Origin of the sequence: Pseudomonas putida (assembly GCA_041071465.1) — a bacterium.
Classification (GTDB): domain Bacteria; phylum Pseudomonadota; class Gammaproteobacteria; order Pseudomonadales; family Pseudomonadaceae; genus Aquipseudomonas; species Aquipseudomonas putida_P.
Genome location: CP163498.1, coordinates 4,051,825 through 4,072,869, shown reverse-complemented (window position 1 = coordinate 4,072,869; position 21,045 = coordinate 4,051,825). Strand labels below are relative to the sequence as shown.

The 21,045-nt window shown below is 63.0% G+C and carries 18 protein-coding genes and 2 pseudogenes; 9 read left to right on the top strand and 11 right to left on the bottom strand.

The genetic code is table 11. The features are described from left to right. Positions 1 to 70: 70 nt before the first annotated feature. Positions 71 to 553, bottom strand: a complete 483-nt coding sequence (gene rssC / locus AB5975_18775) for an anti-sigma factor antagonist RssC (GenBank protein XDR18653.1) — start codon at positions 551 to 553, stop codon at positions 71 to 73. Continuing rightward, on the bottom strand, positions 550 to 1,731 hold the full coding sequence (rssB, locus tag AB5975_18770; protein XDR22992.1) for a two-component system response regulator RssB: 1,182 nt from the start codon (positions 1,729 to 1,731) through the stop codon (positions 550 to 552). The genes rssC and rssB overlap by 4 nt, the downstream gene beginning before the upstream one ends. A gap of 270 nt (positions 1,732 to 2,001) precedes the next feature. Between rssB and AB5975_18765 the strand changes: the two genes are divergently transcribed. Then, positions 2,002 to 2,301, top strand: coding sequence for a PilZ domain-containing protein (locus AB5975_18765; protein XDR18652.1), 300 nt, complete (start codon positions 2,002 to 2,004; stop codon positions 2,299 to 2,301). 34 nt (positions 2,302 to 2,335) lie between these two features. Here AB5975_18765 and AB5975_18760 read toward each other — a convergent pair whose 3' ends face one another. Further along, positions 2,336 to 3,043: a VacJ family lipoprotein gene (locus AB5975_18760; protein XDR18651.1), complete on the bottom strand. Its 708-nt coding sequence runs from the start codon at positions 3,041 to 3,043 to the stop codon at positions 2,336 to 2,338. A gap of 200 nt (positions 3,044 to 3,243) precedes the next feature. On the opposite strand from AB5975_18760, the gene AB5975_18755 reads away from it, so the two are divergent. Both AB5975_18755 and AB5975_18750 read left to right on the top strand, forming a co-directional pair. Then, positions 3,244 to 3,807: a phosphonoacetaldehyde phosphonohydrolase-related protein gene (locus AB5975_18755; GenBank protein ID XDR18650.1), complete on the top strand. Its 564-nt coding sequence runs from the start codon at positions 3,244 to 3,246 to the stop codon at positions 3,805 to 3,807. A gap of 122 nt (positions 3,808 to 3,929) precedes the next feature. Then, the gene (locus tag AB5975_18750) at positions 3,930 to 4,193 is read left to right on the top strand and encodes a DUF4404 family protein (protein XDR18649.1); all 264 of its coding nucleotides are present in this window, start codon (positions 3,930 to 3,932) and stop codon (positions 4,191 to 4,193) included. A 39-nt stretch (positions 4,194 to 4,232) separates the two neighbouring features. Here AB5975_18750 and queF read toward each other — a convergent pair whose 3' ends face one another. Together queF and AB5975_18740 are read right to left on the bottom strand one after the other, a co-directional pair. Beyond that, a complete protein-coding gene (queF, locus tag AB5975_18745; protein XDR18648.1) occupies positions 4,233 to 5,063 on the bottom strand; it encodes an NADPH-dependent 7-cyano-7-deazaguanine reductase QueF in 831 nt (276 codons plus the stop codon). 68 nt (positions 5,064 to 5,131) lie between these two features. Continuing rightward, complete coding sequence (locus AB5975_18740; protein XDR18647.1) at positions 5,132 to 5,659, bottom strand: cupredoxin family protein; 528 nt, start codon at positions 5,657 to 5,659, stop codon at positions 5,132 to 5,134. A gap of 181 nt (positions 5,660 to 5,840) precedes the next feature. Between AB5975_18740 and cinR the strand changes: the two genes are divergently transcribed. Continuing rightward, positions 5,841 to 6,521 carry a two-component system response regulator CinR gene (gene cinR / locus AB5975_18735; GenBank protein ID XDR18646.1) on the top strand — a complete coding sequence of 227 codons (681 nt, stop codon included), beginning with the start codon at positions 5,841 to 5,843 and terminating at the stop codon, positions 6,519 to 6,521. Beyond that, positions 6,518 to 7,870 (top strand): heavy metal sensor histidine kinase, encoded by a 1,353-nt coding sequence (locus AB5975_18730; protein ID XDR18645.1) that lies wholly within the window; start codon positions 6,518 to 6,520, stop codon positions 7,868 to 7,870. The genes cinR and AB5975_18730 overlap by 4 nt, the downstream gene beginning before the upstream one ends. Before the next feature lie 40 nt (positions 7,871 to 7,910). Here the strand turns inward: AB5975_18730 and AB5975_18725 are convergent, their stop codons facing one another. The 3 genes and pseudogenes from AB5975_18725 to AB5975_18715 form a co-directional block, all read right to left on the bottom strand. After that, entirely contained in the window at positions 7,911 to 9,152 is a 1,242-nt protein-coding gene (locus tag AB5975_18725; protein XDR18644.1) for a lipoprotein-releasing ABC transporter permease subunit, read from the bottom strand. A 61-nt stretch (positions 9,153 to 9,213) separates the two neighbouring features. Continuing rightward, entirely contained in the window at positions 9,214 to 9,897 is a 684-nt protein-coding gene (gene lolD / locus AB5975_18720; GenBank protein ID XDR18643.1) for a lipoprotein-releasing ABC transporter ATP-binding protein LolD, read from the bottom strand. A 7-nt stretch (positions 9,898 to 9,904) separates the two neighbouring features. Then, positions 9,905 to 11,154 (bottom strand): annotated as a pseudogene (locus AB5975_18715) (lipoprotein-releasing ABC transporter permease subunit). Between the two features lie 93 nt (positions 11,155 to 11,247). Between AB5975_18715 and AB5975_18710 the strand changes: the two are divergent. Further along, on the top strand, positions 11,248 to 11,832 hold the full coding sequence (locus tag AB5975_18710; GenBank protein XDR18642.1) for a PilZ domain-containing protein: 585 nt from the start codon (positions 11,248 to 11,250) through the stop codon (positions 11,830 to 11,832). Positions 11,833 to 11,863: 31 nt separating this feature from the next. Beyond that, positions 11,864 to 12,580 carry a glycerophosphodiester phosphodiesterase gene (locus tag AB5975_18705; protein XDR18641.1) on the top strand — a complete coding sequence of 239 codons (717 nt, stop codon included), beginning with the start codon at positions 11,864 to 11,866 and terminating at the stop codon, positions 12,578 to 12,580. A gap of 48 nt (positions 12,581 to 12,628) precedes the next feature. Here the strand turns inward: AB5975_18705 and sthA are convergent, their stop codons facing one another. The 3 genes from sthA to AB5975_18690 all read right to left on the bottom strand — a co-directional run bounded on the left by sthA (position 12,629) and on the right by AB5975_18690 (position 16,847). Beyond that, positions 12,629 to 14,023, bottom strand: a complete 1,395-nt coding sequence (sthA, locus tag AB5975_18700) for a Si-specific NAD(P)(+) transhydrogenase (protein ID XDR18640.1) — start codon at positions 14,021 to 14,023, stop codon at positions 12,629 to 12,631. A gap of 186 nt (positions 14,024 to 14,209) precedes the next feature. Then, positions 14,210 to 15,226, bottom strand: a complete 1,017-nt coding sequence (locus AB5975_18695) for an FAD:protein FMN transferase (GenBank protein XDR18639.1) — start codon at positions 15,224 to 15,226, stop codon at positions 14,210 to 14,212. A gap of 157 nt (positions 15,227 to 15,383) precedes the next feature. Continuing rightward, positions 15,384 to 16,847 carry a glyceraldehyde-3-phosphate dehydrogenase gene (locus AB5975_18690; GenBank protein XDR18638.1) on the bottom strand — a complete coding sequence of 488 codons (1,464 nt, stop codon included), beginning with the start codon at positions 16,845 to 16,847 and terminating at the stop codon, positions 15,384 to 15,386. A gap of 167 nt (positions 16,848 to 17,014) precedes the next feature. Between AB5975_18690 and mfd the strand changes: the two are divergent. Then, positions 17,015 to 20,463: pseudogene (mfd, locus tag AB5975_18685) on the top strand (transcription-repair coupling factor). Positions 20,464 to 20,472: 9 nt separating this feature from the next. Then, entirely contained in the window at positions 20,473 to 21,045 is a 573-nt protein-coding gene (locus AB5975_18680; protein XDR18637.1) for a CsiV family protein, read from the top strand.

Below are 21,045 nucleotides of genomic sequence, written 5' to 3'. Positions count from 1 at the left end.
GAGAAGGCCCTAAAGCCTGTACCGGCCCTTTTGTGCGTATACCCGCTAAAGGGCTAGGACAGGCTACAGATCAGCTGCGCTCCAGCGCATTGACCAGGTCATGGAAGGCTTCACGGTTGGAGTCGTTCAGGCCCATGAGAATCTTGTGCGCCTCCAGCACCTTGGAACGCACCACATCTTCGTTCTGGTCCTGCGACGGCAGGTCAGTCAGGCATTCGGGGCACGGTATCGGTCGATCGACGATGTTGAACACCTGATCGAAGCCCATTGACTGCAGCAGCCGGGAAATGTCCGGGTTGGTGGTGACCACGGTCGGCAGCAGGCCCACTTTTTGCCGCGACAGAATCGACAGCTTGGCCAGCAGGCCCAGGGTGGTGCTGTCGATACTTTCGGTTTCGGTCAGGTCGATGACAATCGCCGAGAAGTTCAGCGCGGTGAAAATCTTCTCGATCGTCGCATCCAGCGCCGAACACAGGGTCAGGCGCACTTCACCGACGAATTTCAGTACGAAGGTACCGCTCTGCTCGGCGAACTGGATTCTACCGGTACTCATTGAAGGTTCCTGCTCAACACCAATAGGGCGATATCATCCGGCATCTCCCCAAGCGTAGCCAATCCAAATCGTTGACGCAGCCCATCCAGGCTGCCACCTGCTGCCTTGACGATTTCCGGCAAGGCGGCTTCTTTATCTTTGAGCGTATCACCCGGCAAAAGGTCCAGAATGCCATCGGACATCAGGCTGAGGCTGAACTGCGGGGGCAGCTCCACGACCAAGTCCTGGTAGGTGGCCTCATCGAACAGCCCCACCGGCAGGCCACGGCCTTCCAGGTAGCGAGTGTGCTCGGGGGTATGCAGCACGGGCAGCGGCAAGTGGCCGCCGACGGCGTAGGTCAACAGACCAGACTCTTCGTCGATCACCCCACCGACCATGGTTACGTGCTTGCCCAGCTTGCTATTGATCAGGCCGCGGTTGATGTGACTGAGCACTTCCGACGGCTTGAACTCGCGCATCTTGCTGCGCCTGAGCTCGAACATGAGCCGCGTGGTCATGAATTTCAAAAGCACCGTGACAAAGGCCGACGACGCGCCATGCCCGGAAACATCGGCGAGGTAGAAGGCGATGCGCCGCTCGTCCACGCGGAAGTAGTCGACAAAATCACCCGACAGGTACAGCGACGGAATGATTTGGTGCTCGAACGCAAATTCACCGGCCACCCAAGGGCTTTCCGGCAACATGTTCATCTGCACCTGGCGACCGGCGGTCTGGTCTTCCTGCAGCAGGTGCAGGCTAGCCTCCAGTTCACGGTTGGCCGCTTCGAGCTTGTCGCGGTAGCGCTGGTTTTCCAGCACCAGGCGCGAGCGGTCGAGGGCACGGCGCACCGAATGTTCGAGCACGGCCAGGTCTTCCAGCGGCTTGATCAGGTAGTCGGCGGCGCCCAGGCGCAACGCTTCCACCGCATCGCTCATGACGCCGGCACCGGACACCACGATCACCGGCAACTGCGGCGCCCGCTCGCTGACCTGGCGGATCAGCTCGAGACCGCCCATCTGCGGCATGCGCAGATCGCAGATCACGAGGTCGGGCTGGTGTTCTTCGAAGACCTGAAGCCCCTGCTGGCCATTGCCGGCCTGGAGGACGCTGAAGCCACTGTCTTCAAGGTAGGCGGCGAGGCTCGCACGGACCACGTCGTCGTCATCGATGATCAGCAGCGTTGCACTGGTTTTCTGCATGTGGGCGAACGGCGCCGATTTGGGTTGGTGCAGCGGTGTCGGCAAGGCAGACGGCCAGCTACGGGAATTCTTTATAGTCACACTCTACTTGAGTTGTAGGACAAGAACACTTGCCCGGCAACTGTCAGAGGTACCTTGTAAGGCGCAGACGGTACTCCCATCCGCCAGGGGTTTCAAGCATGCAAGGGTCGACCTTGTCGCTCTTTACAGGGCAAATCACCGGGAGTTATAAGAAAGTCGACCAGCGCAACCCGATGGGAAGGATGCAGCATGCCCCACACGCCCTCCAGCCACAGCGAGAAACGCGACTTCATTCGCATGCGTATCGATACCGAAGTCAGCCTTTTGCACGAAGGCCTGGTAATTGCGGCGGTGTGCCTGGACCTGTCCAGCGGCGGCATGCAGGTACAGGCGCCGCAGCGCTTTGCGGTGGGGGATCGGATCGAGGTACGGATCGACTCCGACCACCCGGCGCTCAAGGGGCTGCATGCCAGCACCGAAGTGGTATGGATTGCCGACCAGCCGGGCGGGCAACAAAAGTTCGGGTTGCGGATTCTGGCCATGCATTGAACCTGGAGCCGCACAGCGGCCCCAAGCTCACCGATTAGAAGTCGTCTTCGACCTCGCCATCCTTGACCTTGAACTCGCGGTTCTGCAGGTAAGCATTGCGAATGAAGATGTACTTGTCACCCTGAATCAGCTTCTCGGCCGAGAGCAGGCTGGCGCGGGTGTCGATCACGTCCAGGGCGAAGATCGAGTTGCGCGTCGGCACGTGGTCGATGTAGCGGTAGGGTTCGGTGTAGGTGTCCGGGTACTTGGCCACACCGTCACGCACGGTGCTTGGGCCCAGCAGCGGAATGACCACGTACGGGCCGCTTGGCACGCCCCAGTAGCCCAGTGTCTGGCCGAAGTCTTCGTCGCTGCGCTGCAGGCCCATCTTGGTACCCACATCGAAGAAGCCACCCAGGCCAAAGGTGGTGTTGACGATCAACCGCGCAGTATCCACGCCCGCCGCGTGGGGCTTGAGCTGCAGCAGGTTGTTGGCCAGGTTGGTCACGTCGCCCAGGTTGCGGAAGATGTTGTGAATGCCATCTTCAAGAAACTGCGGGGTGACAGCCTGGTAGCCCTTGGCCAATGGCTTGAGGGCATAAGTGTCGACCGTATCGTTGAAGCGAAAGATCGGGCGGTTGACCGCTTCCCAGGGATCTTCCTCGGTGGCGGCCTGGGTAGCTGCCACGGGCGCCAGCAGCATGCTGGCGCAGACACAGGCCTGGGTGACTCGTTCGATCACACTGGCACCGATCCTACGCATAGATGTTTCTCCATCGAATTTCTCGGCCGCAAGCGCGACAGGCGCGCTGCTATCAAGGCGGCAGTATAGAGGCTTGCGGGCTGATAAACAGCTTTACACATTTTTGCTCAATATTTTGTGAACAACTGTTGCGCAATGACCGATGTCACAGTGCGGTAACAATCAGCGCATAGCCTGCGGACTATTTGGGGGAAGTTGCCATGGACGCTGCACCCGCCTTCACTGCTGTGCTGTTCGGCTTGCGCGGCTGCCTGGTGCAGGCCACCAATGGCGCACCCTCGCCCGCCCCCGGCGCTCTGGCCACCCTCGCCAGCCTGCGCCAGCGCCAGGTGCCCTGCATCTGGCTGGATGACCTCAATAGCACGCAAAGCAAGCGCCTGGCCCATGTGTTGCCCGCCTGGCTGCCAGGGCATTCGGTCAACGGCGTGCGCTGGCCGGCGCCAAACGCCTGCTGGCAGGCGCTGATGACCCTGGACAGCGAACGCCTGGACGGCTGCGTGCTGGTGAGTGGTGACCCGCGCTTGCTGCAGTCAGGCTTGAACGCGGGGCTATGGACGGTTGGCCTGGCAGCCTGCAGCCCGTTCTGTGACCGAGGCTCCGAGCAATGGCAAGGCATGACCCCAAAGGAACAGGACCAGGCCCGCGGCAAGGCCACGCTGGAGCTGTTCAGCCTGGGCGTGCATTCGGTGATCGACCACCTGGAAGCGCTGGACACCTGCCTGCAGGACATCGCCCAGCGCCGGCGCAAGGGTGAAAAACCCTGATACAGCACCTTTGACGCGGATCATGCAAATTGGCGACAGGTGGATTACGCTGAAGACAGGCCAGAACCTTTGCCGCTTCGCTGAGGTCCATGGCTTGCCAAGCCCTTGATGGAGAAATGCCAATGCCTGCCCGCGAATTGCAAGAGCGCCTGAACAGCTTGCGCGAGCAACTGGACCGCAACGTACCGCTTTCGGAAGACGAACTGGCCGCGTTGCACGAAGAAGCGCGCCAGATCGAGGCGCAACTGAAACTCGAAGAAGCCACGCCCGACAATAACCTGGTGGACGGGGTGAACCTGGCGATCGAGCGCTTCGAGGCCGACCACCCTGACCTCACCGCTACCTTGCGCAGCATCGCCAACTCGCTGCACAGCATGGGTATCTGAAGTAGCGGGGCCGCAAAGCGGCCCCCGCATTCCTTGAACTTACTGCCGAACCAAACGCTTGTTATCCGGTTTGATTACCCCGGTACTGCGGTACGGGTTGATGTCCAGCCCACCGCGGCGCACATAGCGCGCATACACCGTCAAATGCTCTGGCTGCAGCAGGTTCTTCAAGTCCAGGTAAATTCGCTCCACGCATTGTTCGTGGAAGTCGGCATGCTGGCGGAAGCTGACCAGGTAAGTCAGTAGGCTGGCGTGGTCCAGCGCCCTGCCCTTGTACTCGACCACCACGCTGCCCCAGTCCGGCTGGCCAGTGACCGGGCAATTGGACTTGAGCAGGTGGCTGTGCAGGGTTTCTTCCACCACCTGCGCCGGGTTGCAGCGCAGCAGCTCTGGCTGCGGCTGCTCGTAGTTGCTGATGGCCACGTCCAATGCATCGATGCACTGCCCCGGCAACGCTACCACCCCCTGGGCTTCAACTTCGGCCAAGGTGCGCACCTTCACGCCCACAGGCTTGCCGGCAGCGGCGGACAGGTCTTTCTCCAGGCATGCCTGCAACTCGCCCAGCGAGGCGAACACTGTCTGGTTCAGTGAGTTGAGGTACAGCTTGAACGACTTGGACTCGATGATGTTCGGCGAATCGGCCGGGATGGCGAACTCGCCGATCGCCACCACAGGCTTGCCCGAAGGCAGCAGCCAGCTCAGCTCGAAACAGTTCCAGTAATCCACGCCTTGCCAGGGCAAGGTCTGTGCAGTGACGCCCAGCTCGGCCCACTTGGCAGTACGCGGGATCGGGAACAGCTGCTCCGGGGAGTAGGTGGCGATGTATTCGCTGGATTTGCCCAGCGGGGAGTGTTCGGCAGCGGGATGCATGGAAACTGACCTACAGGTTCGAAATTGCCCTTAGTCTACCGGTTTTGCACCCCGCCTTGCAGGGCCAGTCACTCGATGGTCAATGCCCCGACCATGCCGGCCTGGTAATGCCCCGGCACGTTGCAGGCAAACTCGATGGGTGCCGACTTACGGAAGGTCCAGGTCAGCTCGGCGCGCTGGCCGGGCATTACCAGCACGGTGTTGCCACCACCGTGGCCATGGCCACCGCCGTGACCCATCATTTGCCCGTGGTTCGCCATCTGACCGTGGTCCATGCCTTCGTGGTTCATGGCCTCGGTGAACATCTTGCCTTGCATGGCGACCATTTCCTTCTGGTGTTCGGCATGCATGGCCTTGTCGCCCAGGTTGAACTCGTGTGGCAGCTTGCCCTCGTTGACCAGCACGAAACGCACGGTCTCGCCGGCTTTTACCTGCAGGCTCTTAGGCTCGAAAGCAACGTCCTTGAGCACCACGTTGACCGTGCGGGTGGCCTTGGCCGCTGCAGCCGGCTCGCCAAAGGCGAAGGTTTGCGCCTCGTCGGCAAAGGTCGGCAGGCTGGCCAGGGCAAGGGTGGCGGCAATGAACAGGCGCTTCATGATGACTCCGGGAATACACAACGAGAGAGTGCCACCTTAGTCAGGGGCGACTGGCAGCTACCTGACGGGAAGATTACAACTTTGTCAGCTTGGGCGAGCCGGCGCATCGTCACGTATCATTTCAGCCACCGCATCGCCCGCTCCCACAGGGTAGGCACAACCTTCAGATTATGGACAGTGCATGAAACTGCTGATCGTCGAAGACCAGGCCCGCACCGGCCAGTACCTGAGCCAGGGCCTGAGCGAGGCCGGCTTTGCCACCGAGTTGGCCACCGATGGCGAGACCGGGCAGTTCCTCGCCCTGACCGGCGACCACGACCTGCTGATCCTCGACGTGATGCTGCCCGGGCGCGACGGCTGGCAAATCCTTCAGGCCGTGCGCCAGGCTGGCCTGGATACACCCGTGCTGTTCCTGACCGCCCGCGACGCCGTCGAGGACCGCGTGCATGGCTTGGAGCTGGGCGCCGATGATTACCTGGTCAAGCCGTTCGCCTTTTCCGAACTGCTGGCCCGGGTACGCAGCCTGCTGCGCCGGGGCGCCAGCCCAAGCCAGGACACCACCCTGAGCCTGGCCGACCTGCGCCTGGACCTGATCCGCCGCCGCGCCGAACGCGCAGGCACCCGTATCGACCTGACCGCCAAGGAGTTCTGCCTGCTCGAACTGCTGCTGCGCCGCCAGGGTGAGGTGTTGCCAAAATCGCTGATCGCCTCGCAGGTGTGGGACATGAACTTCGACAGCGATACCAATGTGATCGAAGTGGCAATCCGCCGCCTGCGCCTGAAAATCGACGACCCGCACCCCAACAAGCTGATCCACACAGTGCGCGGCATGGGCTACGTACTCGAAGAACGCACTGAATGATGCGCCGGGTATCCCTGGGCAGCCGGCTGGCGCTGCTGTTCGCCGCCTGCACCGCCACCGTATCGCTGGGCGCCGGCCTGCTCTTCAGCCGGGCCAGCGAGCAGCACTTCGTCGAACTCGACCAACAACTGCTGGACTCGCGCCTGTCGCTGTTCCGTACACAACTGGCCGGCGTCAGCACGCCGGATGAGCTGCAGGCGCGCCTGCCCGCGCTGCGCGACGAATTGAGCCACCAGGCCGACCTGGCCCTGCGCATCAGCGGCAGCGACGGCGCCACGTGGTTCGAAAGCCGCAGCGGGCTACCGCAGGCACCGCTGCCCGCCGGGCTGGCCACCTTGCACGCGCAAGGCACCGACTACCGCAGCCTGGCTGTACACCTGGCGCAGGGCGCCGCGCAGTCGCCGCAACTGACCCTGTACCTCGACATCACCCACCACCAGCATTTTCTGCAGGGCATGCAGCGGCTGATCTGGCTGACTGTCGGCCTATCGGCGCTGGCCACTGCGCTGCTCGGCGCCTGGGCCGCCCGCAGCGGCCTGCGCCCACTGCGGCAGATGGGCCAAGTGGCCGCCAGCGTGTCAGCCCGTTCGCTCACCACCCGCCTGCCGCTGGCGCAGATGCCCGAAGAGCTGGCCGAGTTGGCCGGCAGGATGAACGCGATGCTGCAGCGCCTGGACGATGCCTTCCAACGCCTGTCAGCGTTTTCAGCCGACATCGCCCACGAACTGCGTACACCGCTTTCCAACCTGCTGACCCACACCCAGGTCACCCTCACCCGCCCACGTAGCCTCGAGGAATACCGCGAAGCGCTGCATGGCAACCTGGAAGAGCTGCAATGGATGGCGCAGATGATCAACGACATGCTGTTCCTGGCCAAGGCCGACCACGGCCTGCTGGTACCGGGGCAAGCGCCTTTGGCGCTGCATGACGAAGTGGATGCACTGCTGGAGTACTACGCGCCACTGGCCGAGGACAGCGGCGTACGGATGCTGCGCGAAGGCGAGGCGATGCTGCAGGGCGACCGGCATATGCTGCGCCGGGCGCTGTCCAACCTGCTGGACAATGCCTTGCGCTTTACCCCGGCGGGAGGGCAGATAAAGGTGACGCTGGAACCGGGAGCGAAAATCAGTGTGGCCAATACCGGGCAGGCTATCGAGCCGACTGCGTTACCGCGACTGTTCGACCGCTTCTACCGAGTGGACCAGGCGCGGCGGGAAGGCAGCAGTGAGCATGCGGGGTTGGGCTTGGCGATTACCCGGTCGATCGTGCAGGCCCATGGCGGGTGCATTCGGGCAGAGTGCGGGGATGGGTGGACGCGGTTTGTGATCGAGTTCACTGAAGGCCGGTGAAATTGGGGCTGCTTTGCAGCCCCATAATTTCAGGCAAGCATCAAACCGCCAGACCGATCGCCGGCTGCACCTGCGACGCCCGGTAAGCCGGGTAAATGGTCGCCAGGAAGCTCATCACCAGGCCAGCCGTGCAAATCATGGCCACATCACCCCATTGCAATTGCGACGGCAAGCTGCTGACGAAGTACACATCCGAGGTAAAGATGTGCTGCCCGCTCACCCGCTCCAGCCAACCAACGATTTGACTGACATTGAACGCCGCAATCACGCCCAGCACGCCGCCGATCAGCGTCCCGACAACACCAATCAGGCTGCCCTGAACCATGAACGTGCCCATGATCTGCGCTGGCGTGGCGCCCAAGGTACGCAGGATGGCAATGTCCGGCCCCTTGTCGTTCACCACCATCACCAGGGTGGCGATGATATTGAACGCCGCCACCGCGATGATCATCATCAGCAGCAGGCCGATCATGGTCTTCTCCATTTTCATGGCGCTGAACAGGCTGCCCTGGGTGTGCGACCAGTCATCGGCGCGGTAGGCGTCGCCGAGCCCTGCAGCAATTGCCTTGGACACCTGCGGCGCGGCATACAGGTCATGCAGCTTCAGGCGCACGCCCTGCACCTGGCCAGGCGCCCAGCGTTGCATCTCGGCAGCATCAGCCACATGGATATAGGCCTGCGAACCATCCAGCTCGGCACCGACCTTGAAGATCCCGACCACCGTCAGGCGCTGCATGCGCGGGGTAATGCCACCCGGCTCCTTGCTGATTTCCGGCACGATCAAGGTCAGTTTGTCGCCAGTGTTCAGACGAAAACGCCGCGCCGTCAGCTCACCGATGACCACACCGAACTCACCTGGCTGCAGGTCTTGCAAGCGGCCCTGCACGATGTGCTGGCCAACGATCGAGACCTTGCCCTCCTCGGCCGGGTCGATACCACCCACCTGAATCGGCTGCATCGCACCTTTATACGACAGCATGCCTTCCATCTCGGTAATCGGCGCCACCGCCATCACCGCCGGGTTCTGCATGGCAGCGTCGGCCACCTTGTGCCAATCGTCCAATGGCTGCACGCCAAGGATGGCGGCATGCGGCACCAACCCGAGAATGCGCGAGCTCATTTCGCGCTGAAAGCCGTTCATCACCGACAGCACCACGATCATCGCCAGCACGCCCAGCGACAGGCCGATCATCGACGTCATCGAGATGAACGAGATGAAGTGGTTGCGACGCTTGGCTCGGGTGTAGCGCGCGCCGATAAAAATGGGCAAGGGTCTGAACATGTACGAAATCACCCAATGAAAACAGGAAAACGGGGCGGCACCAGCCACCCCGAGCAGTCGATCAGATCGCCACCAGATGGCCGTCGTCGAGCTTCAATACACGGTCCATCTGCCGCGCCAGGTTGAGGTCATGGGTAACCACCAGGAATGCCGTGCGCGAGGCGCTGGACAGCTCCTGCATCAGTTCCTGAATGCCCTGAGCGGTATGGTGGTCGAGGTTGCCGGTCGGCTCGTCGAGCATCACCAGGCCAGGGCGGTTGACCAGCGCTCGGGCAATCGCCACGCGCTGGCGCTCGCCACCGGACAGCTCGGCCGGTTTGTGGTTCAAACGGTGGCCCAGGCCTACGCGCTTGAGCAGCGCCTCGGCACGCTCACGGGCCTCGGGGATGGGCGTGCGGCCGATCAGCAGCGGCATGCACACGTTCTCGATGGCGGTGAACTCTGGCAGCAGGTGGTGAAACTGATAGACAAAGCCCAACTCACGGTTGCGCAGCAGGCCACGGGCACGCTCGCCTAGCGCGGACAGCTCTTCGCCCGCCAGCCACACGCTGCCTTGGGTCGGCCGATCGAGGCCACCCAGCAGGTTGAGCAAGGTGCTCTTGCCAGAGCCCGAGCTGCCGACGATGGCGATACGCTCACCGGCGTGCAGCTCCAGGTTGAGGCCGGACAGCACCTGCACCGACTCCGGGCCCTCGTCGTAGGACTTGCCCAGGTTGCGGCAACTCAGAACGGCTTTATCACTCATGCGCGACTCACTCATAACGTAGCGCCTCTGCAGGCTGGGTGCGGGCCGCACGCCAGGCCGGGTACAGGGTGGCGAAGAAACTCAGGACCAGCGCCGCACCGCAGACCATGTACACGTCCTGGGCCTGGATCTGCGACGGCAGGTAATCGATGAAGTACACGTCGGCGTTGAGGAACTTGTGCCCGATCAGTTTCTCGATGCCGGCGATCGCCGCGCTCACGTTCAGCGCGGCGACGATCCCGACCACGGCGCCGATCAGGGTACCGATCACCCCGATCACCGTGCCCTGGACCATGAAGATGAGCATGATCTGCCCAGGCGTGGCGCCCAGGGTGCGCAGGATGGCGATGTCGCCGCGCTTGTCGTTGACCACCATCACCAGGGTGGAAATGATGTTGAACGCCGCCACCGCCACGATCAGCAGCAACAATAGGCCGATCATGGCCTTTTCCATGCGGATCGCCTGGTACAGGTTGCCGTGGGTACGGGTCCAGTCACGGCTGTAGAACTCCTGGTCGCCCAGCTGCTGGGCAATGCTCCAGGCGACGCGCGGCGCCTGGAACAGGTCGTCGAACTTCAGGCGCAGGCCCTGTACCTGGTCGGGCTTCCAGCGGTGCAGACGGGACAGGTCGCTGATGTTGGTCAAGCCCAGGTAGCCGTCGATTTCGCCCGCGCCAACATGGAAGGTACCCACCACGGTGAAGCGCTTCATGCGCGGGAACATGCCGGCGGGAGTCACGCTGACTTCCGGGGCGACGAAGGTGAGCTTGTCGCCGATGGCCACGCCCAGCTTGGCCGCGGCCTTGTCGCCGATCATGATGCCCCACTCGCCCGGCGCCAGCTGGTCCAGGCGGCCTTGCAAGACGAAGTTGTCGATGATCGACACCTCGCGCTCGCGAGCCGGGTCGATGCCGTTGAGCAGCACCTTCTGCACCTTGCCATCATGGGTCAGCAAGCCCTGCATCTGGGTGAACGGCGCAACCGCCACCACCTGCGGATTCTGCTTTACTTGTTGGGCAAGGGCCGGCCAGTCGGCAATGGGCTGGCCGCTCTCCAGCGTGGCATGGGGATCATGCCCAACACGCGGGTGCGCATCTCGTGGTCGAAACCGTTCATCACCGACAGCACCACGATCATCACCACCACGCCCAGGGCGAGGCCGATCATCGAGGTCAGGGAAATGAACGAGACGAAGTGATTACGGCGTTTGGCACGGGTATAACGCGTACCGATGAATGCGAAAAGAGGTCTGAACATGTCGGGGCTTGTTCGGATGAAAGGGAACGTCCTTGTGGCGAGGCGCCTACGGCGGCTTTACACTCGGACCACCGCCGCTACCTTGGGTTCGCCATGACGACATTAGACGAAGAAGATCGCCGCGAATACTACCGCATCGAAGATCGGATCGCACTTCAAATAAGCCCCCTCAGCGCGGCCGAAGCCCTTGACCCAGATGTGTTGCAAGATGATTCCCCGCTGTTCAACCTGCTCAGCGAGCTGCACCTGTCCGACTTCGAGTCGCAGCACCTGTTGCGCCAGCTGAGCGACAAGGACCGCACCCTTGCCGCCTTCCTGCGGGCGCAGAACAAGCGCCTCGACCTGCTCAGCGCGGTGGTTGCGCAAACCCTGCTGGGTGAAGTCGGCCAGCCGTTGCCGGTGGTCATTTCCGAAGGCGGCATCGAGTTCACCCAGGCCACGCAGATTGCCCCCGGCACTCGGGTCAAAGTGAAAATGGTGCTGATGCCACGCGCCCATGGCCTGCTGCTGCGCGGCAAGGTCACCCATTGCGACCCGCGCCCGGAGGGCGGCTTCGAGGTCGGCACCGAATTCATCGACATGACCGACGCCCAACGGCAATTGCTGGCCCGTTATATCCTGCAGCGCCAGCAACAGCAGCGGCGCCAGCAACTGGGGCAGAACGACCCTGCCTCCTGAGCCCATTTCTCTCTGATTTGAAGGAACGAACGTGACCCTGATCTACGGCCATCGCGGCGCCAAGGGCGAAGCGCCCGAGAATACCCTGAAGAGCTTTCAGCAATGCCTGGCCCATGGCGTGACCCGCTGCGAGCTGGACCTGCACCTGTCAGCCGACAACGAGCTAATGGTCATCCACGACGCCACCCTCAAGCGCACCACTGGGCGGCGCGGCAAAGTGGTCGAACACCCGGCCGCCGACCTGATCAAGATCGATGCCCGCAAAGGCGGCCCGGGCCATGTGCAACCCTGCCCGATTCCGAAACTGGAAGAACTGTTCGAAAAATGCCCGTTCGATCACTGGCAGCTGGAAGTAAAAAGTGCCTCGCGTACCCGTGCCGCCACCACCGTGCTGGCGATTCGCGAACTGGCCCAGGCGTATGGCCTGCTGGACAAGGTCACCATCACCTCCAGCTCACGTGAAGTACTGGGCGCTGCCCTGGAACTGGTGCCGGACGTGAAGCGCGGGCTGGTGGCCGAATACGCCTGGCTCGACCCCCTGAAGGTGGCACAGAACTATGGCTGCGAGCTGCTGGCATTGAACTGGACACTGTGCACCCCCGAGCGCCTGCTCAAAGCACAGGGCCAGGGTTTGCACGTGTCGGTATGGACAGTCAACGAGCCGGCACTGATGCGCCGGCTTGCTGACTTTGGTGTGGACAGCCTGATTACAGACTTTCCCGGTTTGGCCAAGACCACCCTCGGGTAGGGTTGAAATCGGTCTCTCCGACCGGCTCAGGCCACCGGTCGGAGCCGCTCAAAAAAGCCGGTTCAGGCCGTCGTAGGCTGCTACCCGATAGGCTTCGGCCATGGTCGGGTAGTTGAAGGTGGTGTTGACGAAGTACTTCAGGTTGTTGTGCTCACCCGGCTGGTTCATGATCGCCTGGCCGATGTGGACAATTTCCGAGGCCTGGTAGCCGAAGCAGTGCACGCCGAGGATTTCCAGGGTTTCGCGGTGGAACAGGATCTTCAGCATGCCCTGCGGTTCGCCGGCAATCTGCGCACGCGCCATGCCTTTGAAGAACGCCTTGCCCACTTCGTATGGCACCTTGGCCTGGGTCAGCTCTTGCTCGTTCTTGCCGATCGAGCTGATTTCCGGAATGGTATAGATACCGGTCGGCACGTCGTTGACGAAGCGCCAGCTGCCATTGTCGACGATGCTGCCAGCGGCCGAGCGGCCCTGGTCATGGGCGGCACTGGCCAGGCTTGGCCAGCCAATCACGTCACCGGCACCGTAGATGTTCGGCACGGTGGTTCGGTAGGCCTCGTCGACCTCGATCTGGCCGCGGCTGTTGACCTTGATGCCGATGTTTTCCAAGCCCAGCTTGTCGGTGTTGCCGGTACGACCGTTGCACCACAGCAAGGCGTCGGCCTTGATCTTCTTGCCCGACTTCAGGTGCAGGATCACCCCGTTGTCCAGGCCTTCGACGCGCTCGTACTCTTCGTTGTGGCGCACGGTGATGTTGTTGTTGCTGAAGTGGTAGCTCAGCGCCTGGGAAATTTCCGAATCGAGGAAGCTCAGCAGCTGGCCACGGTTGTCGACCAATTCCACCAATACACCCAGGCCACTGAAGATCGACGCGTATTCACAACCGATCACACCGGCACCGTAAACGATCAACTTGCGTGGGGTGTGGCTGAGGCTGAGGATGGTGTCGCTGTCGTAAACGCGCGGGTGGTGGAAGTCGATGTCGGCCGGGCGGTAGGGGCGCGAGCCGGTGGCAATGATGATGTGCTTGGCGTTGAGTTTCTCGACCACACCGTTCGGGCACACCACTTCCACGGTTTGCTCGTCGGCGAAGCTGCCGGTGCCGAAGAACACGTCGACGCGGTTACGGGCGTAGTAGCCGGTGCGCGATGCAACTTGCTTGGAAATCACCTTTTCGGCGCTTTTCAGCACGTCCGGGAACGAGAACCAGCGCGGCTCGCCGATAGCACGGAACATCGGGTTGGTGTTGAACTGCATGATCTGCCGCACCGAGTGACGCAGTGCCTTGGACGGGATGGTACCCAGGTGCGTGCAGTTGCCACCGACCTGGCGACGGTCATCGACCATTGCCACCTTGCGCCCTGCTTTGGCGGCGTTCATTGCCGCGCCTTCACCGGCCGGGCCGGAACCCAGCACCACTACGTCGTAGTTGTAGACAGCCATGCGTACTCCTTCAGAACTGGCCCGCAAGCCACGGTCGCTCGCGGGGCGCGATCATGCCGCCGGGGCGTCATGAGAAAATTCGGGTGCAGTCTAATCAAGCGTGAACGCCGCGCACATTAACCCTTGGTCGCGTCGTAGGCCAATTTCGCCCGCACTACATATGGTTCACCCATTCCCTGGCGGCAATCATCCCTGCTTGTGCTTTCGCTCGCCTTTCACCGCCCGTTCGAACGCGGGCGTAGCTCGGGAGACGAAGCCACCCTCGGCTCGAGTCACCAATACCGCGGCCAAGCCATGCGCCACGGCAAAATCCCAGCCACGCTCAGGGCCAAGGATCAACAGCAGCGTCGAATAGCCGTCGGCCTGCAGCGCCGAGGCGCTCAGCACTGTAACGGCCGCCAGGTCATGCTCGACCGGGCGCCCCAGGCGGGCATCGAAGGTGTGCGAATAGCGCCGGCCATTCTGCTCGAAATAGTGCCGATAGTCACCCGAGGTCGATACTGAAAGGCCATTGACCGGGATGATCTGGCGGGCGATCTGGCGGTCTTCGCGGGGCAGCTCCAGGGCAATGCGCCAGGGGCTGCCATCGGGCTTGCGGCCGACCGCCTTCAATTCGCCGGTAGCCTCGGCGACGAAGCTGGCCACGCCCATGGCCTGAAGGCGTGCGGCGATCAGGTCGACAGCGTGGCCGGCGGCGATGCTGTTGAAGTCGAGCTGTACCGGGGCATCCTTGCACAGAGACTGGCCTTTGACGTGCAGGTGCTGGTAACCCACGCGCAGGCGTACCTGGGCCAGGGTTTGCGGGTCGGGCACCTGCTCGTGGCGGGCCTGGGGGCCAAAGCCCCACAGGTCGAGTAGCGGCTCGACGGTGAGGTCGAAGGCGCCTTCGCTCTGCTCGGCCAGCTGCTGGCCAAGGGCTACCAGTTCGAGCATGTCGGGCGGCAGGGCCAGGCACTGATTGGCCGGTAACTGGTTGAAAAGGCTGACGACGGAGTCACCGCGATAGGTCGAATAGTGCTGGTCGATGTCGCTCAGGATGGCTTCGACCGCTGCCTGCACCTGGGCCGGCGCCGGGCCGCCGGGCTCGCGGACGTATTGGATGCTGTAGCTGCTGCCCATGGTCGGGCCGCCCAGGCGCTCCAGGGTGGGGCCTTGGTTGCAGGCGGTGACCAGCAGGAAGATGAACAGTAAGGCTGTGCGCAAAAATTCGGTTCCTGGGTGCTTGGCTTGAGTTTTGTGGTGTGGCACATATCGAGCGCCGCGCGGGCGGCGCCCGATCTCACAGGCGCCACACAACTTACTCCAGGCAAAAAAAACGGGAACCCGAAGGTTCCCGTTTTTTCATTGCCTTACAAGCGAATCAGCGTGGAAACGCTGGCGGGTTCACACCGGCCATGTCTTCCATCACACGAACCACCTGGCAGCTGTAACCGAATTCGTTGTCGTACCAAACGTACAGGACAACGCGGTTGTCGTTGGCGATGGTCGCCTCTGCGTCAACCACACCGGCGTGGCGCGAGCCCACGAAGTCGGTCGAAACCACTTCCTGCGAGGCCACGTAGTCGATCTGCTTGTGCAGTTCCGAGTGCATGGCGGTCTGGCGCAGGTACTCGTTGATCTCGTCGCGAGTCGTGGCCTTTTCCAGGTTCAGGTTCAGGATGGCCATCGAAACGTTCGGCGTCGGTACGCGAATGGCATTGCCGGTCAGCTTGCCCTTCAGCACTGGCAGAGCCTTGGCAGCAGCGGTGGCGGCGCCGGTTTCGGTGATGACCATGTTCAGCGGCGCGGCACGGCCACGGCGGCTGCCCTTGTGGAAGTTGTCGATCAGGTTCTGGTCGTTGGTGAACGAGTGAACGGTTTCGACGTGGCCGTTGACGATGCCGTACTGGTCGTTGATGGCCTTGAGCACCGGCACGATGGCGTTGGTGGTGCACGAAGCAGCCGAGATGATCTTGTCATCGGCAGCGATGTCACCGTGGTTGATGCCATGCACGATGTTCTTCAGCGCGCCCTTGCCAGGTGCGGTGAGGATCACGCGGGCAGCGCCCGGGCAGGCCAGGTGCTGGCCCAGGCCGTCGGCATCACGCCATACGCCGGTGTTGTCGACGATCAGCGCGTTGTCGATGCCGTACTGGGTGTAGTCGACTTCGCTCGGGCTCTTGGCGTAGATAACCTGGATCAGGTTGCCGTTGGCGGTGATGGTGTTGTTGGCTTCATCGATGGTGATGGTGCCATCGAACGGGCCGTGCACCGAGTCACGGCGCAGCAGGCTGGCACGCTTGACCAGGTCGTTCTCGGCGCCTTTGCGCACGACGATGGCACGCAGGCGCAGGCCGTCGCCGCCACCGGTCTTCTCGATCAGGATGCGCGCCAGCAGGCGGCCGATGCGGCCGAAGCCGTACAGCACGACGTCGGTGCCTTTGCGCGCCGAAGCGTTCTGCTGGCCAACCACGTCGGCCAGCTCTTCACGGACGAACTGCTCGGCAGTGCGGCCATTGCCTTCCTGCTTGAACTTGTTGGCCAGCTTGCCCAGGTCGACCGAAGCGGCGCCCAGTTTCAGCTCGCTCATGGCTTTGAGCAGGGGGAATGTCTCGTGGACGGACAGTTCGGTTTCGTCGGTTTGACGATGACGCGCAAAGCGGTGCGCCTTGAGGATCGAGATAACCGAACGGTTGATCAGGCTACGGCCATAAATCGAGCTCACCACGTTGTTGTTGCGGTAGAGCTGACCGATAAGCGGGATCATCGCTTCAGCCAGAGCTTCACGATCAATCCACTCACCAAGACACTGGTCGGGCTTCTGAGTCACGGGAACCTTCCACATGTAGGGACAGAAAAAAGGGGCTACATTATGACGCCCCAACGCAGAACCGGCAATGAGCGCCTGTCGCAGTGACGCAAGCCAGCGTTCACGCCCTTTCGAGCCTGACAGCCGGCACCGTCACCGGTACAATCGGTCTCTTTGCCGCAACGCTTGGAGTGCAATCTCCCGTGTCAGTTCTGCGCCTTCCGCACATGTCGGCCACGGCCGGCAAACAAACCTGGGCAACCTGCCCGGTGCCGCCCTCAGCCTTGCCATCGCCGAGGCCGCCACCAGCGCTGGCCGCTTCACCCTGCTGCTGACAGCCGACAGCCAGGCCGCCGACCGTCTGGAGCAGGAGCTGCGCTTCTTCGCCCCGGACCTGCCGGTGCTGCCGTTCCCCGATTGGGAAACCCTGCCCTACGACCTGTTCTCGCCGCACCAGGACATCATTTCCCAGCGCATCGCCAGCCTGTACCGCCTGCCGGAACTGAGCCACGGCATCCTCGTGGTGCCGATCACCACCGCCCTGCACCGCCTGGCACCCACGCGCTTCCTGCTGGGCAGCAGCCTGGTGCTGGATGTGGGCCAGACCATCGATGTGGAACAGATGCGCACGCGCCTGGAGGCCAGCGGCTATCGCTGCGTCGACACCGTCTACGAGCATGGCGAGTTCGCCGTGCGCGGCGCGCTGATCGACCTGTTCCCGATGGGCAGCAAGCTGCCCTACCGCATCGACCTGTTCGATGACGAGATCGAGACGCTGCGCACCTTCGACCCCGAGACCCAACGCTCGATCGACAAGGTGGATTCGGTACGCCTGCTGCCGGCGCGTGAATTCCCGATGCAGAAAGAGGAAGTGACCCGCTTCAAGGCACGCTTTCGCGAGCGCTTCGATGTCGATTTCCGCCGCAGCGCGATCTTCCAGGACCTGGCCAGCGGCATTATTCCCGCTGGCATCGAGTACTACCTGCCGCTGTTCTTCGAAGAAACTTCGACCCTGTTCGACTACCTGCCGGCCGACACCCAGGTGTTCTCGCTGCCTGGCGTGGAACAGGCCGCCGAACACTTCTGGAACGACGTGCGTGGGCGCTATGAAGACCGCCGTGGCGACCTCAGCCGGCCGCTGCTGCCACCGGCCGAACTGTTCCTGCCGGTGGAGGACTGCTTCGCCCAGCTCAAACAATGGCCTCGGGTGGTGGTCAGCAGCGAAGACCTCGACCCAGGTGTGGGTCGCGAACGCTTTCCGGCACGCGCGCTACCCAACCTGGCCATCGAAGCCAAGGCCAACCAGCCGCTGGCCGAGCTGGCCAACTTCCTCGACCAGTTCCCCGGCCGCGTGCTGTTCACCGCCGAATCGGCGGGGCGCCGTGAAGTGCTGCTGGAGCTGCTCGAGCGGCTGAAGCTGCGCCCGCATACCGTCGACGGCTGGGACGACTTCGTTACCGGCAGCGAGCGCCTGGCAATCACCATCGCGCCGCTGGACGACGGCCTGCTGCTGGACGACCCAGGCCTGGCCCTGGTCGCCGAAAGCCCGCTGTTCGGCCAGCGGGTGATGCAACGCCGGCGCCGTGACAAACGTGGCGAAACCGCCAACGATGCAGTCATCAAGAACCTCACCGAGCTGCGCGAAGGCGCACCGGTGGTGCACATCGACCATGGCGTTGGTCGCTACCTGGGCCTGGCCACGCTGGAAATCGACGGCCAGGCCGCCGAATTTCTCACCTTGGAATACGCCGAGAACGCCAAGCTGTACGTGCCAGTGGCCAACCTGCACCTGATCGCCCGCTACACCGGCAGCGACGATGCGTTGGCACCGCTGCACCGGCTGGGCTCGGAGGCCTGGCAGAAAGCCAAGCGAAAAGCCGCCGAACAGGTGCGCGACGTGGCCGCCGAGCTGCTCGACATCTATGCCCGTCGCGCCGCACGCAAGGGCTATGCATTTGCCGACCCGTCAGCCGACTACGCCACCTTCAGCGCTGGCTTCCCGTTCGAGGAAACCCCGGACCAACAGGCCGCCATCGAAGCCGTGCGTGCCGACATGCTGGCGCCCAAGCCGATGGACCGCCTGGTCTGCGGCGATGTGGGCTTCGGCAAGACCGAAGTGGCCATGCGCGCGGCATTCATCGCCGTGCACAGCGGCCGCCAGGTGGCCGTACTGGTGCCCACCACCCTTTTGGCCCAGCAGCACTACAACAGCTTCCGCGACCGCTTCGCCGACTGGCCGGTGACGGTGGAGGTGATGAGCCGCTTCAAGTCGGCCAAGGAAGTGGCCGCCGCTGCCGCCGACCTTGCCGAAGGCAAGATCGACATTCTCATCGGCACCCACAAGCTGCTGCAGGACGATGTGCGCTTCAAGGACCTGGGCCTGGCCATCATCGACGAAGAACACCGCTTTGGCGTGCGCCAGAAGGAACAGCTCAAGGCCCTGCGCAGCGAGGTCGACATTCTCACCCTGACCGCCACGCCGATTCCGCGCACGCTGAACATGGCTGTGGCGGGCATGCGCGACCTGTCCATCATCGCCACGCCGCCGGCGCGCCGCCTGTCCGTGCGCACCTTCGTCATGGAGCAGAACAAGAGCACGGTGAAGGAAGCGCTGCTGCGTGAGTTGCTGCGCGGCGGCCAGGTTTACTACCTGCACAACGATGTGAAAACCATCGAAAAATGCGCCGCCGACCTCGCCGAGCTGGTGCCCGAGGCACGCATCGGCATTGGCCATGGGCAAATGCGCGAACGCGAGCTGGAACAGGTGATGAGCGACTTCTACCACAAGCGCTTCAACGTGCTGGTAGCCTCGACCATCATCGAAACCGGCATCGACGTGCCAAGCGCCAACACCATCGTCATCGAACGTGCCGACAAGTTCGGCCTGGCCCAGTTGCACCAGCTGCGCGGCCGAGTTGGCCGTAGCCACCACCAGGCCTACGCCTACCTGCTCACGCCGACCCGGCAGAAGGTCAGTGCCGACGCCGAAAAGCGCCTGGAAGCCATCGCCAACACCCAGGACCTGGGCGCGGGCTTTGTGCTGGCCACCAACGACCTGGAAATCCGCGGTGCCGGCGAGCTGCTGGGCGAAGGCCAGAGCGGGCAGATCCAGGCCGTGGGCTTCACCCTGTACATGGAAATGCTCGAGCGCGCGGTCAAGGCAATCCGTAAAGGCACCCAGCCAAACCTTGAACAACCACTGGGCGGCGGCCCGGAGATCAACCTGCGCTTGCCGGCGCTGATCCCCGAGGACTACCTGCCCGACGTGCATGCGCGGCTGATCCTGTACAAACGCATCGCCTCGGCGGCCGACGAGGAAGGCCTCAAGGACCTGCAGGTCGAGATGATCGACCGCTTCGGCTTGCTGCCCGAGCCAACCAAGAACCTGATGCGCCTGACCTCGCTCAAGCTGCACGCGGAAAAGCTCGGCATCAAGAAAGTCGATGCCGGCCCCAACGGCGGCAAGCTCGAGTTCGAAGCCGAAACCCCGGTCGACCCGCTGACCCTGATCAAGCTGATCCAGGGCCAGCCCAAACGATACAAGTTCGAAGGTGCTACCCAGTTCCGTTTCCTGGTGCCGATGGAACGCCCCGACGAACGCTTCAATACCCTGGAGGCGCTGTTCGAGCGCCTGACCCCACAGCCTGCCTAAGGAAGACCCATGCGTGCCATCCGTTGCCTGACCTTGCTGCTGGCGCTGTTCGCCCCAGCTGCCTTCGCCGAAGGCCTGTATCAGGTAGAAATGATTCTGGTGCGGCAGAACAGCGTGCCCGCCTTCACCAGCCCGTTCGCCCCCGAAGACTGGAGCGCCGGCGCCCCGCGCCTGGCAAAAGACGCCGAACGCCGCCTGGCGCTGGAAGACGAAGCCACCCGCCTGGAAGCCACCGCCGACTACACCGTGCTGCTGCACAAGGCCTGGCAACAGCAAGTAGGCAGCGAGCCCAGCCGCATCGCGCTGGGCGAAGGCGCCGAGCGGTTCGGCCACTTCCCTATCGAGGGCAACCTCAGCGTCGCTGAAGGCCGCTTCATCGCGGTCGAGGCCAACTTCTGGGTCAACCAGCTGGACAGCAACGGCAACGTACTGCAAAGCGAGCAGTTCAAGCAGAGCAACAGCAACGTCAAGGGCGGCCAGCTGACCTTCCTCGACGGTGGGCACCTGGCGGTGCTGCTGAAGGTGACACCGCCGGGCACGCCGAAAATGCCGGTGATGGACCCGGAGATGATGGAGCAGTGA

What these genes read in the sequence shown, in the direction of transcription:
- sthA (XDR18640.1), bottom strand. Translation starts at nt 14,023, where the DNA reads ATGGCTGTCTACAACTACGACGTAGTGGTGCTGGGTTCCGGCCCGGCC.
- AB5975_18740 (XDR18647.1), bottom strand. Translation starts at nt 5,659, where the DNA reads ATGAAGCGCCTGTTCATTGCCGCCACCCTTGCCCTGGCCAGCCTGCCG.
- AB5975_18765 (XDR18652.1), top strand. Translation starts at nt 2,002, where the DNA reads ATGCCCCACACGCCCTCCAGCCACAGCGAGAAACGCGACTTCATTCGC.
- AB5975_18690 (XDR18638.1), bottom strand. Translation starts at nt 16,847, where the DNA reads ATGTGGAAGGTTCCCGTGACTCAGAAGCCCGACCAGTGTCTTGGTGAG.
- AB5975_18750 (XDR18649.1), top strand. Translation starts at nt 3,930, where the DNA reads ATGCCTGCCCGCGAATTGCAAGAGCGCCTGAACAGCTTGCGCGAGCAA.
- rssB (XDR22992.1), bottom strand. Translation starts at nt 1,731, where the DNA reads ATGCAGAAAACCAGTGCAACGCTGCTGATCATCGATGACGACGACGTG.
- AB5975_18730 (XDR18645.1), top strand. Translation starts at nt 6,518, where the DNA reads ATGATGCGCCGGGTATCCCTGGGCAGCCGGCTGGCGCTGCTGTTCGCC.
- AB5975_18710 (XDR18642.1), top strand. Translation starts at nt 11,248, where the DNA reads ATGACGACATTAGACGAAGAAGATCGCCGCGAATACTACCGCATCGAA.
- queF (XDR18648.1), bottom strand. Translation starts at nt 5,063, where the DNA reads ATGCATCCCGCTGCCGAACACTCCCCGCTGGGCAAATCCAGCGAATAC.
- cinR (XDR18646.1), top strand. Translation starts at nt 5,841, where the DNA reads ATGAAACTGCTGATCGTCGAAGACCAGGCCCGCACCGGCCAGTACCTG.
- AB5975_18725 (XDR18644.1), bottom strand. Translation starts at nt 9,152, where the DNA reads ATGTTCAGACCCTTGCCCATTTTTATCGGCGCGCGCTACACCCGAGCC.
- lolD (XDR18643.1), bottom strand. Translation starts at nt 9,897, where the DNA reads ATGAGTGATAAAGCCGTTCTGAGTTGCCGCAACCTGGGCAAGTCCTAC.
- AB5975_18760 (XDR18651.1), bottom strand. Translation starts at nt 3,043, where the DNA reads ATGCGTAGGATCGGTGCCAGTGTGATCGAACGAGTCACCCAGGCCTGT.
- AB5975_18680 (XDR18637.1), top strand. Translation starts at nt 20,473, where the DNA reads ATGCGTGCCATCCGTTGCCTGACCTTGCTGCTGGCGCTGTTCGCCCCA.
- AB5975_18755 (XDR18650.1), top strand. Translation starts at nt 3,244, where the DNA reads ATGGACGCTGCACCCGCCTTCACTGCTGTGCTGTTCGGCTTGCGCGGC.
- rssC (XDR18653.1), bottom strand. Translation starts at nt 553, where the DNA reads ATGAGTACCGGTAGAATCCAGTTCGCCGAGCAGAGCGGTACCTTCGTA.